This window comes from Empedobacter sp. GD03797 (assembly GCF_029842105.1).
In the GTDB taxonomy this organism is placed as follows: domain Bacteria; phylum Bacteroidota; class Bacteroidia; order Flavobacteriales; family Weeksellaceae; genus Empedobacter; species Empedobacter falsenii_C.
This window is the reverse complement of the sequence record NZ_JAOCFS010000010.1, coordinates 22,157-34,644: the sequence shown is the minus strand read 5'-3', so window position 1 is coordinate 34,644 and position 12,488 is coordinate 22,157. Positions and strand designations below refer to the sequence as shown.

Here is a 12,488-nt window from a genome sequence, read left to right as displayed (position 1 = left end):
CAAGTCTTTTTTTATCTTTGGACTATGGGAGTAATTATTTTAGAAAATATAAAAATATATTCGAATCATGGATGTTTAGATGAAGAAGCGCGCATTGGTTCTGATTATTTGGTTGATTTGGAAGCGCATGCAGACTTTACGAAAGCAACAGAATCGGATGAATTGGTTGATGCTTTGGATTATGTTTCGTTAAATAAAATTGTGAAGGAAGAAGTAGGTATTCGTTCAAAACTTTTGGAACATGTTTGCAAAAGAGTGTTAGATCGTATAGGTCAGGAACTTACGAATGTCACATATGCAAAAGTAAAATTATCTAAGCTGAATCCTCCTATTGGTGGGCATGTAGAAAAAGTGAGTGTTATTTTAGAAAAATCGTATTAAACTTTTTTTTTCTGAAATTATTGCTATATTTGCAATCCAAAACAACGGGAATGGTTCCTTGACCGAGAGGCTAGGTAGCGGTCTGCAAAACCGTCCACAGCGGTTCGAATCCGCTAGGAACCTCAAGATTAATTGATGATCAACAAGTTAAAAGACGTTTATGCATATTTTTTGCATAACGTCTTTTTTTATGCTTCAGTTTTATTTTCATAATTTATTATATTTGATGAATAGTAATATGAATCATATTTGGATTGATGTTTAGGAACAATAATTGGCTCATAGCTCTTTTTATGATCTCGTGGAACATCTATCGTAGATTCTCCATATTAGCTTTTAAACGTTTTGAAGTTGTACCATTACGTGCATTTGGATTATCACTTTTCTCATTTTTTGGAATAACCTAAATGTACTTGAAGTTAGCCTTGCAGCATGGCTTCTGATAAATCAGAATGCAATTCTTTTATTTTAAAGAAAAGTCTTGATGATTTTGATATAGGGGAGTATATCTAACAACAATGATTTAATAATTAAAATACAGAATATTCAAAACTCATATTGAATAAAGAAAGACATTTTTTAATCCTCCATTTTTATATAACCTTCGCCATAATTATCAAAAAATAATTTACGATAAGTAGAACCTATTGCAATGGCAACATCATCGATGTACAAAGTGTTATAATCAAAAGAAGTGATATGATTTTTGTTGACAATATAGGATTTGCTCACTCTGTAAAAGCTTGTGTTTGGAAGCTTTGTATGCATTGTTTTTAGATTCATCGCGGTTATCAACTTTTGCTTGTCCGTATAAATGATGACATAATCTTTCAAAGCCTCGATATGTGTAATATCCTCAAAGTTTAGTTTATGAAATCTTCGATCTGCCTTGATAAACATAAACTGTTCTGAATTAGATTCAATTGTTGATTTTATGGTGTTTTCTGATAATAATTGATGCAATAATTCTGCCTTATTAATTGCTTTTTTTAGTCGTTCTTGCGAAATAGGTTTCAATAAATAATCTATCGCATCCAGCTCGTAGCCATCAATCGCAAACTGAGGATAAGCTGTCGTAAAAATAAATAATGTATTCGCAGGCAATTGTTTTGCGAGTTCGAGACCATTTATGCTTGGCATTTCAATATCCAAAAAAACTAAATCGACGTGATTGTTTTTAGTGAAATCAAGTGCTTTGGTTGCGTTACCAAAACTCCCAATGATCTCAATAGATTCAAAACCATTTAGTTCCTCCGATAATTGCTCGCGAGCAAGAGGTTCATCATCAATTATAATACATTTCATAAAGGCAGATTTAAAGTGACAACAAATTCTTTTTCTTTCTTATTTAGCTTCAATTCGTAGTTATCACCATATAAAAGTTCTAATCTTCTTTTGATATTCGTAAGCCCGATTCCTTTATTTTTTGTATCAGAAATTTTAAAATCTGGACAGATAGAATTGCTACATTCAAAATGCAACATAAGATTTGTTATGCTAAAATTAATATTGATATAAGACGCATTATCATTAACATCGACACTATGTTTAACTGCATTTTCGATAAAAACGGTAAATAAGTTTGAAGGAATTAAACGTCGGTTAAGTGATTCCGAATTAATTGTATTGTTGATTTTTACTGTGAAATCGTCCCGTCTTTTTTGCTCTAATTCCAAATAATTGGTAAGAAATAAAATCTCTTGACACAAATTGTTTTTATTGTTTCGATTTTCATACAATTGAAAACGCAGAAATTCTGACAACTTCACAACTGTATTCACAGCTTCTTCGGGATTTTTTCTGATTAGAGCTTTTACACTATTCAAATTATTAAATAAAAAATGAGGATTAATTTGGTTTTTTAATTCCGCTAATTCCATTTTATGCGTTAGTTTTTCTAGTTCGATAATCTTCTCTTTATCAATAATCCAATTCTGCGCTAATCTTGTTGTTGTTGTAATCATGATAAAACTAATCGAAGTAAAAATTCCATAGATTGGCTGTAGCATAAAGAATTCACCTTTTGGAGTATTTAAATGTAGGATATATCGATTGGTTAAAAGTACAATACTTAGGGTTACAATAACTAAACAGATTAAAAGCGAGAAATTGGTCAGGTATTTTCTGTCCAAAAATTTAGGAACCAAATAATAGGTGTTGATGTAAAACATGATGACAAAAAAAGTGTACACGCTAACAAACCAATAAATACGGTCTTCTTTGGGAAATCTGATGTAAAATCCTGAGCAATACAAGAAAATGAAGAAAAATAGTAGAAAAATGATTTGCCTAACCAATTTCAATTTCTTGTTCAATAAAAAAGCTATAATTTTCTCCTCCATTTCGATTTATTTAGAGATAGTAATTACTCAAAATATTTAGATTACTAAATTACTTCTTTATAAAAGACATTATATTTTTTTATACAAAATGATTCTGTTTTTATACAAAAACCCGCAATCCTTCGGTTTTGTATAAAATATGCATTGGTTCGTATAAATTTGAATTTGGGACTAATTTTTTGCTTTTTATTTACGTCGAAAAATTAGTAATATGTCGCAAGCAAAAGTGTTAGAATTATATAATCTTATAGACGAAACTTCGTTATCTGAAGAACAACTTGAGTGTAAAATTATTCAAATTAGTTGATCTTATTCGATTTATAGAAATTTACAATGATTCAATTTTGATCAAAGATTTTTTGAAATACAATTGTAGCATTATTTCCCATGAAAATAAATCAATCGGAATTGTATTTTGTGAGCAACTCGAAGAAATTGAATCGCTTCTCGCCACACAAAAACTTTTGATGATAAAGGAAAAAGAATTTCTAAATGAATTATGGATTGTTTTTGTTAAAGATTATCAACAATCAATTAATATTGAAAGTATTAGCAATAATCGTAAACTCAATCTTTTTGACAAGATTTTTAATTTCAATTTTTATAAACAAACAATTTTACAAGCCAGATAATAGCCATGAAATTAATTAAAACGTCAACAATATTATTTTGTCTTCTAACAAATGTTACCAATGTATATGGGCAAGACAATAAGGAAATAAAAGAACAAGATAGTATTTCCAAAAAATCCTATATATATTTGACGCAACAATTTTCTGTTGCAAGTCCATTGAATGTAGAATACACTTATGCCACGCCAACAAAATTTACTTCGAAAACGGATGGGAACAAAACTGATGGTAATCGAATTAATCATTATTCACAACTGAATATCAGTACAAATATCAATATTTTGAAAAAAAAGAATTGGATTCTTAGTACGACTCTTGGTTATAAGAATACCAATATGGATATAGAATTTGCTGAACCAACGTTTCAAGAAACAAAAAATGTAGATATTAATGCACATTATCTCTATGAATCCTTGAATTTGGCTTATAGTACAAAACTTTTTAACAAGCCTACTTTTCTAAGTTCTAGTCTTATTTTTGATGGTAGCGACAAATATTTTGGTCGAGTAAAAGGACTTGTAACAGGAAATATTTTATTAAAATCTACAGATCGAACTAAAATATTAGTAGGATTAGGATTGAACATTGATGAAGGTACTAAAACACCTGTAATTCCAATGTTTACCTTACAACATAGATTTAATAATGACTTTTTTGCAGATATTATTTTACCAAAACAAATTCTTTTCAGAATGCATCCTTTCAAAAATTCTCGATTATCAATAGGAACTGAATTGGAAGCAAACACGTTTTATTTATATCTTTTGAATCCTAATAATTTATCTGAAAAATACGAATATAGACAAGTTGACTTAAACAATGGATTGAAGTATGAATATTTGTTAAAACACAATTTTATTATCACCGCTAAAACAGGAGTAAAAACGCTAATTACAAATGGTTTATTTAATAAAAAAGACACGTTTGATGACAAGATTTTCTCTTCGACACAAGATCCTTCGTTTTATTTTAATCTAGGACTTTCTTATAATCCTTTTGTAAAAAAGCGAAAATAAATCAGTTATTGTCTCCCCAAAAAAAGCCTTACAATAAGTATCGAAAGGCTTTTTAAATCTATCAACTATTAACTACTTGGGTAGTTATTACCTTTTGCAATATTGTGAAATAAGACGATTTCCTTTAAGATAAATACAGGGATTTGTTCGTCAAGAATTCAAAAATTTTAAGATGGTTAAAGCGACTACTATAATTAAAATAGAAACAATAACGATGTCTTTATAATTGATTGTTTTCGAACCAAATCCAACTTTCTTTGATTTACTTATCTTTTTAGATTGCATCAGAAGGATTTTTTAGTTAATACAAATATAGATTATAAATTTAATTGAATAACTTATTTGTAATTAAATAATTGTAAAAATATCAATATAATATATAAGGATGATTTTTATTGTTTTGAAATCTATTTGATTTTTATACAAAATCATTTTTGTGTGAAACGTGAAAAATTATGTTTTCTCACAATACTTTTTCATTTTTCTCAAAAATCAATTTGTACGGTTTAGTACAATTATTATGTTAAAAACAGTTAAAACACCATATTTGAAATTTCTCCTAAATATTCCATTAAATAATAAACAAAATCATTGATTATTTATGTTAAGGTAATTTTAATTAAAATTGAATGAAAGTTAAAATAATCTCGAAGTTAAAGATGTCAAATATCATTGTAGCATCAATTTATATTAAACATGAGAAAAAAATTAACTTCATTAAGCTTATTCGCTTTTCTTGGTTTTGCTGCATTTTCGTATGGGCAAACGAAAGGAATTATAAATGATGGCAATGGTTTTCCAGAAGCAGATGTGCAAATTACGATCAAAGGATCTGACAAGGTAGCTTACACAGATGAAAATGGAGAATTTGATATTGATGCTAAAATTGGTGATATTTTAATCATTAATGGAAAAGAGTATGTGGTTTCGAGCAATCATTTGGGTGTTATAAAATTACAGTCTAACTCAACTGTAGATCTTGCTGAAACGGTTGTGACCGCATTTGGTGTACAAAAAAAGGAAACTGTGGTTGGTTCTGTTGGAACTATTAGTGCAGAAGATATAGAAAATAGACCTTTGTCTAATGTGGCAAAAGCATTAGATGGCGCTGTAGCTGGTGTGCAAGTTTCTACTGGTTCTGGACAACCAGGTTCTGGATTATCGGTGCAAGTTCGTGGAGTAGGTTCTTACAATTTATCGAGTTCGCCTTTGTATGTTGTAGATGGTGTAATTTACACAGGAAGTTTGCAAGATTTGAATCCGAATGATATTCAATCTTTAACAGTCTTGAAAGATGCTGCTTCAACTTCTTTATATGGTGCATCTGCAGCAAATGGAGTGGTGATGATTACAACAAAAAAGGGTAAAAAAGGTAAAGGATCGTTTAGATTATCTTCTAATACAGGAGTTGTAACAAGAGCTACGCCAGAATATTCGAGAGTGGGAGCTGGAGATTATTATGTTGCAACTTGGGAATCTATGCGAAATGGCTATTTAGCTTCGAATTCTTCTGCAACATTGGCACAAGCGAATGCTTATGCTTCAACTAATTTAATTACAAATAATCTTAAAAATAATATTTACGGAGTTGCCAATGATCAGGTTGTGGTTGATGGAGTTTTAACTTCGTCAGATGCTTTGTACAATGATTTTGATTGGCAAGATTATATTTCTCGAACTGGATCTTTTCAAAAGTATGATATAGATTATTCGGGTGGTGATGAGAAGACGACCTATTTTGCAGGGTTTGGTTATAATAAAGAAACTGGTTATGTGATCAAGTCTGATTTTGAGCGTTATAATGCACGTGTAAATGTGGATTCTCAAGTTACAGATTGGTTAAAATTAGGAACTAATTTAACGGGAAGTTTAATAAAATCGAATCAAGCAGATTCGAGTGGAGGATCTTCTTACATCAATCCATTTTATTTTACACGAGCAATGGGGCCAATTTATTCGCCTTATTTGTATGATGCAAATGGACAACGCGTTTATGATACCGAAGGAAATCCTGTTTATGATGGAAACGAATCTCGTGGTAGAGGTTCTAGCGCGAGTTCTGGACGAAATGTGTTGCAAGAAACCTTGTTGAACAATCAGTATCAAGATACAAATTCGATTAATTCGAGATTCAATGCTGAAATTAAACTTGCAAAAGGTTTAACATTTACGACAAACTTATCGTATGATGTAAGAAATTACAAATACAAAGAATACGGAAATAAAGAAATTGGAGATGCGTCTGGTACTGCTGCTTTAGAAATTACGGATTATAAGTATACAGGAACAACATTCAATCAAATCTTAAATTATAGAAAATCATTTGGTTTACACAATTTTGATGCAATATTAGGTCACGAAAGTTTTGAAAGAAAAACTGATTATTCTAATGTGCGTAAAACAGGTGAAACGGTTTCTGGTATTTATGAATTAATCAATTTTTTGAATACAACAAGTGCAACGGGTTACAATTATATCATTAGAAAAGAAGGATATTTTGCACGTGTTAACTATGATTATGCAAGTAAATATTTGTTGTCTGCTTCTGCTCGTTTAGACAAATCTTCTCGTTTTTCGGACGAAAATAATCAAGGTATTTTCTGGTCTGTAGGTGCAGGATGGAATATTCATAAAGAGGATTTCTTAAAAGATTCATCAGTGATTAATGAATTAAAATTACGTGCTTCTTATGGACAAGTAGGGAATGATGGTGGAATTGATGAAGAACCAGGTTATCAAGTCGATTTAGATTTATATTCTTTGGGATATAACAATGGAACGGAATCAGGAGTTTTACTTGGTCAAGTTGGTAATTCTAACTTAACATGGGAGTCTAAAAATTCGTTTGATGTAGGGTTAGATTTTGCTTTGTTCAGAAATAGAATTTCAGGATCGTTAGAATATTATTTACAAGATGTAAAAGATATGATTTTCGCTGTTCCTGTGCCAAATTCTGCTGGAGTTCCAGGAAACTCTATTTATCAAAATATTGGTAAAATGAGGAATCAAGGAGTCGAGCTTTCATTAAATTTTGGGATTGTCAGAAACGAAAAATTCTCATGGGATTTAGGCCTGATTGCTGCTCATAATGAAAACGAAATGTTGAAAATGGCAAATGGAGCGGATGATGCAATTATTAATGGAACAAAACGTATTGCAGAAGGTCATTCTTTGTATGATTTCTGGTTACGTCAATGGTATGGAGTAGATTCTTCGGATGGAGCTGCATTGTATGTTCAAGATCCAACAAAAGCAGACGATTCTAACACGCGTACAGTTAACGGAACTAAAGTAACGACTAATTATGCAAATGCATTGTACGATTATTCAGGGTCATCATTACCAGATGTTTATGGTAGCATTACAAATAATTTCAAAGTAGGGAATTTTGATGCTTCAATCATGTTGAATTATCAATTAGGAGGAAAAACATACGATAGTAATTACGCTTTATTGATGAGTTCTTATCCGCAAGGGCAAGCAATTAGTAGATATGTTATCAGCTTGGAAAAATCCAGGAGATGTTACAAATGTGCCAATTATGAGTACGGCAAATACAACAAATGCTTCTGCTGCTTCTACGAGATGGTTGGTTAGTTCAGATTATTTAACAATCAAAACAGTGCAATTAGGTTACAATTTCGATAAAAGAGCAATTGAAGGAATTGGTTTAAGCAATTTGAGAGTGTATGTTTCTGGTGAGAATTTATATTCTTGGACTGCAAGACAAGGTTTAGAGCCAGCTCAATCATTCAATGGTACAACAACTTATCGTTACACACCGTCTCGAACAGTAAGTTTAGGACTAAATGTTTCTTTCTAAAATTGAATTTATAATGAAAAAGATAAAATTATTACTAGCAGTTATTGCAATATCGTCGCTTTCGCTATCATCGTGTAATGATGATTATTTAGATGTTGTTCCGACATCCTCAGTAAGTGACCAAACTATTTATTCAACAGCAGATAACTTAATGGCTGCAATAAATGGGATGCATAGAAATATGTATGTTAGACAAAATGAATCTCAAGGAAATAATGGATATACAGCACAATTGATTATTACAGATGTAATGGGAGAAGATGTTGTGTTTCCTTCTACCGGAAATGGATGGTTTGTAAGTGAATTAAGATGGATTTCTCAAAGCAACAATTCTTCAACAACTTCATCCTATCCTTGGACGTTTTGGTACGAAATGATCAAAAATGCCAATAATATTATTACTTATGGAGAAGAAGCTTCTGGAGATCAGAATTTAAAAGATCAAGCAATTGGAGAAGCTTATGCTTATCGTGCATTTGGATATTTTCAATTAGTTCAGTTATATGGTAAAAGATACGTTGCAGGTGCAGCGAATTCTGATTTAGGAGTTGTTTTGAGAGATGATCCAAAAGATGTTGATCCAAAAGCACGTGCAACTGTACAAGAAGTTTATACTGAAATTTGGAATGATTTAGCCAAAGCAGAAACTTATTTAACAGGAAAAACAGCTTCTAATGCTTCGCATTTTTCTCTCGAAAATGTAAAAGGTATTATGGCAAGAGTTGCTTTGGTTCAGCAAGATTATACAAAAGCAGCTCAATATGCAAATGAAGTAAAATCAGAATTTTCGTTAATGTCACAAACGCAATATAAAGCTGGGTTTAACGATTATTCAAATCCAGAATGGATGTGGGGTGTAACAATTCAAGAAGATCAATCCGACTATTTCGGAAATTTCCATGCTTATATGTCACGAAATTATAATTCGTCACAAATTCGTACTGCTCCTAAAGTAATGAATACCAATTTGTACAATGCTTTTCCAACGACAGATGTTCGTACGCAAGTTGTGGATCCGACTGGAAAACATACAAGTTTAGGTTTACCGTCTAATTATTCGCTATTTGCATATACCTCTCAAAAATTCCTAGCACAAAGTACATCAAGTTCTTTAGGAGACGTTCCGTTTATGCGTGTCGCTGAGATGTATTTGATCGAAGCAGAAGCGTTATATAAATTAGGAAAAGAAACCGAATCCAAAGCAGTTTTAACAACTTTAGAAAAAGCAAGGGATACAGCTTTCACAGGATTTACAACTTCTGGAGATGCATACTATCAACAGATTTTATTGAATAGACGAATCGAATTATGGGGAGAAGGATTTAGATTCTTCGATTTAAAACGATTAGGTCAAAAATTAGATCGTACAGGAGCAAATCACAACGCAACTGTTATTAATAATGTTTATACAATAGAGCCAACAGATTTAAAATGGCAATGGATAATTCCAGTCGCTGAAATCAATTCGAATCCATTGTGTGAGCAGAATCCATCGTGATAACATTTTTTTTATATATCTTCTCCTCATAGAGAAGTATAACATTTTTAGAGGTTTTCCAAACGGAAAACCTCGATTTTATTTTTTTAAAATATGTATACTAAAATATAATAAACAAAAAACCTCAAGCGATTCACTTGAGGTTTTTTGTTTATTTTTCTGCTTCTATAGTATTATTTAAGCTATTCTTTTGATTTTTTTGACGCTCTTTTTCTTCGTCCGATAATTTATCTTCAAGATTTTTTTTCACATCATTCAGCATTTCTTTGAATTTTTCGGGCTGCATCATATAATATTTGTAGCTCTCCGAAAACTGATGAAATGTGATATCATAACTTTTCATAATATCTACCGCATCTTTTGCTAAATCTATACTTTGATCTTGGTGTTGAGTAGGAAACATTTGTATTCCTTGCTGACTAATATATAAATCAGTAAGAATATCAATCATTTCAGATTTACTGATAAGATCTTTTGGTTTGTCGTAATTTTTTGGTGCACAACTAAAAATACTCAAAAAAATCAGTGATAAGAAGATCAAGTTTTTCATAATTTGCCAAATATTTTTCTTAATCGTAACGAAATTACACCAAAAACGGCTTCTCCAATAATATCAGAACTAATTTTTGATTCGCCTAAAGTTCTGTCTGTAAAAATAATAGGAACTTCTTTTAGCTTAAATTTCTTAATCCACGTTTTATACTTCATTTCAATCTGAAAACCATAACCTTTGAATTGTATTTTATCCAAATCCAAAGATTTCAACACGTTTGCTCTATAACCAACAAACCCTGCTGTAGCATCATGAACAGGTAGTCGCGTGATGATGCTCACATATTTCGACGCAAAATATGACAATAAAACTCTGTTCATTGGCCAATTCACAACATTTACACCGTTAGAATAGCGTGAGCCAATTGCTAAATCGGCACCATCTGCTAAGGCTTGGTATAAGCGAGGTAAATCATTTGGATTGTGTGAAAAATCGGCATCCATTTCGAAAATATATTCGTAATTATTTGCCAAAGCCCACTTAAATCCATGTACATAAGCGCGTCCTAAACCATCTTTTGTGGTACGAATTTCTAAATGCAAACGTCCATTAAATTCAGGAATCAAGCGTTTTACAATATCATTTGTTCCGTCTGGAGAACTGTCGTCAACAATAAGCACATCAAATGCTCCGTCAACAGCCAAAGCTGCACGAATAATGGCTTCTATGTTTTCTTTTTCGTTGTAGGTCGGGATAATAACTAATTTGTCCGACATAAATATTATTTTGTGGGCATAAAGATAGTTATAAGATTGTTAGTCTTTTGTATTTTTGAAAAAATTATGAAAACAAACGATTTAATCTCGATAGGAAAAAATACACTTGGCAATGATACTGTTCTTATTGCTTTGACGGTGTGTTTGTTATTGGTTTGTGCAGCAAAATACTTGTTTGCGAAAAATTTCAAAACGCTTGATAATAAAACCGAATACATGAGTTTTACGGATGATAATACGACATTATTTAGTTTTATTGTCAATGGTGTGACGGTTTTGTTGATAAGTTTGTTGTTGGTTTCTTATTTTGATATCACGTATAATCATATTCCAAATTTTAAGTTTTATTATCTTTCTCGTGTCGGAATTACCTTTGGTGTAATCAGTTTGATTATGCTTTTTAGGTTGATGATTGAGGTCGTTTTTTATCGTGTTTTCTACGAATCTAGTTCTGTTTCATATTTTATGAAAAGTTCGAGTTTTGTCAATGCAAAAAATGTTTTACTCTTACTTATTATTTGTTTTTTGTTTTTTTACACACAAATTAACAAAGATTACTTGATGGTGATTGGCTTTATTTTGTTGTTTTTGAATAGAATATTCGAAATTTATCATATATACGCAAAACAAATAAGTGACAATAAATCAGTTTGGTATTATAATATTTTGTACCTTTGCACCCTAGAAATTTTACCTATAATGGTATTAGCAAAACTACTAATTGTAGGTAAAGTAATCTAAAATTACTATGAAAGTTAAATCAATATTAGTATCTCAACCTAAGCCTCAGGCAGAAAACTCGCCATACTACGAGATTGAAAAAAGAAATAAAATCAAAATTGATTTTAGACCATTTATCCAAGTTGTCGGAATAGACGCTAAAGAAGTAAGACAACAAAAAATTGACTTTAGCAAAGTGACTGCTGTAATTTTTACAAGTAGAAACGCTATTGATCATTTTTTCCGTTTAGCAGAAGAAATGCGTTTTACTGTTCCTGACTCTATGAAATATTTTTGCGAATCAGAAGCAATAGCATTCTATTTACAGAAATACATTGTTTACAGAAAACGTAAAATTTATATTGGAGAAAAAGTTTTTGCGGATATGGTGCCTTTATTTAAAAAGCACAAAGACGAAAACTTTTTATTACCAGCATCTGATGTTTTAAAACCAAATGTTCCTACTTTACTAGATAGTTTAGGATTAACTTGGCAAAAAGCAACTTTGTTTAGAACTGTTTCGAGTGATTTATCTGATTTGTCTGATGTAAAATACGATATTTTAGTATTTTTTACTCCTTCAGGAATCAAATCATTATTCGAAAATTTCCCAGATTTCGTGCAAGAAAATACAAGAATTGCCGTTTTCGGAAAATCGACAGTAGATCAAGCAAAAGAGATGGGATTACGTGTAGACATTGAGGTGCCAACACCACAAACGCCTTCAATGACAATGGCGTTAGATAAATACGTGAAAGAAGCAAATAAATCAAAATAATATTCGCTTTACCCTTCTCTCTAATTAAA

At 31.1% G+C, this 12,488-nt stretch carries 11 protein-coding genes and 1 tRNA gene; 8 read left to right on the top strand and 4 right to left on the bottom strand.

The genetic code is table 11. The annotated features are described in order from the left end of the window. Positions 1 to 24 precede the first annotated feature (24 nt). Positions 25 to 381, top strand: coding sequence for a dihydroneopterin aldolase (folB, locus tag N5D90_RS08730; RefSeq protein WP_038334989.1), 357 nt, complete (start codon positions 25 to 27; stop codon positions 379 to 381). A 52-nt stretch (positions 382 to 433) separates the two neighbouring features. Next, positions 434 to 504 (top strand) — tRNA-Cys (locus N5D90_RS08725). A gap of 456 nt (positions 505 to 960) precedes the next feature. Here N5D90_RS08725 and N5D90_RS08715 read toward each other — a convergent pair. After that, positions 961 to 1,686 carry a LytTR family DNA-binding domain-containing protein gene (locus N5D90_RS08715; protein WP_280062197.1) on the bottom strand — a complete coding sequence of 242 codons (726 nt, stop codon included), beginning with the start codon at positions 1,684 to 1,686 and terminating at the stop codon, positions 961 to 963. Further along, complete coding sequence (locus N5D90_RS08710; protein ID WP_280062196.1) at positions 1,683 to 2,390, bottom strand: sensor histidine kinase; 708 nt, start codon at positions 2,388 to 2,390, stop codon at positions 1,683 to 1,685. Before N5D90_RS08710 ends, N5D90_RS08715 begins: the two co-directional genes overlap by 4 nt. A 970-nt stretch (positions 2,391 to 3,360) precedes the next feature. On the opposite strand from N5D90_RS08710, the gene N5D90_RS08705 reads away from it, so the two are divergent. From N5D90_RS08705 to N5D90_RS08690, 4 genes are all read left to right on the top strand, one after another. Continuing rightward, a complete protein-coding gene (locus tag N5D90_RS08705) occupies positions 3,361 to 4,371 on the top strand; it encodes a hypothetical protein (protein WP_280062195.1) in 1,011 nt (336 codons plus the stop codon). Positions 4,372 to 5,067: 696 nt separating this feature from the next. Next, a complete protein-coding gene (locus tag N5D90_RS08700; RefSeq protein WP_280062194.1) occupies positions 5,068 to 7,968 on the top strand; it encodes a SusC/RagA family TonB-linked outer membrane protein in 2,901 nt (966 codons plus the stop codon). After that, positions 7,913 to 8,194, top strand: a complete 282-nt coding sequence (locus tag N5D90_RS08695; protein WP_280062193.1) for a hypothetical protein — start codon at positions 7,913 to 7,915, stop codon at positions 8,192 to 8,194. Before N5D90_RS08700 ends, N5D90_RS08695 begins: the two co-directional genes overlap by 56 nt. A 13-nt stretch (positions 8,195 to 8,207) precedes the next feature. Beyond that, entirely contained in the window at positions 8,208 to 9,692 is a 1,485-nt protein-coding gene (locus N5D90_RS08690) for a RagB/SusD family nutrient uptake outer membrane protein (RefSeq protein WP_280062192.1), read from the top strand. Positions 9,693 to 9,843: 151 nt separating this feature from the next. Here N5D90_RS08690 and N5D90_RS08685 read toward each other — a convergent pair whose 3' ends face one another. Beyond that, positions 9,844 to 10,242 (bottom strand): DUF4296 domain-containing protein, encoded by a 399-nt coding sequence (locus N5D90_RS08685; RefSeq protein WP_280062191.1) that lies wholly within the window; start codon positions 10,240 to 10,242, stop codon positions 9,844 to 9,846. Continuing rightward, complete coding sequence (locus N5D90_RS08680; RefSeq protein WP_114998203.1) at positions 10,239 to 10,961, bottom strand: polyprenol monophosphomannose synthase; 723 nt, start codon at positions 10,959 to 10,961, stop codon at positions 10,239 to 10,241. Before N5D90_RS08680 ends, N5D90_RS08685 begins: the two co-directional genes overlap by 4 nt. Positions 10,962 to 11,027: 66 nt before the next feature. Here N5D90_RS08680 and N5D90_RS08675 point away from each other — a divergent pair, with 66 nt between their 5' ends. Together N5D90_RS08675 and N5D90_RS08670 are read left to right on the top strand one after the other, a co-directional pair. After that, the gene (locus N5D90_RS08675; protein ID WP_038336743.1) at positions 11,028 to 11,702 is read left to right on the top strand and encodes a DUF4271 domain-containing protein; all 675 of its coding nucleotides are present in this window, start codon (positions 11,028 to 11,030) and stop codon (positions 11,700 to 11,702) included. 7 nt (positions 11,703 to 11,709) lie between these two features. Next, entirely contained in the window at positions 11,710 to 12,459 is a 750-nt protein-coding gene (locus N5D90_RS08670) for a uroporphyrinogen-III synthase (RefSeq protein ID WP_019974792.1), read from the top strand. The last annotated feature ends 29 nt before the right edge of the window (positions 12,460 to 12,488 follow it).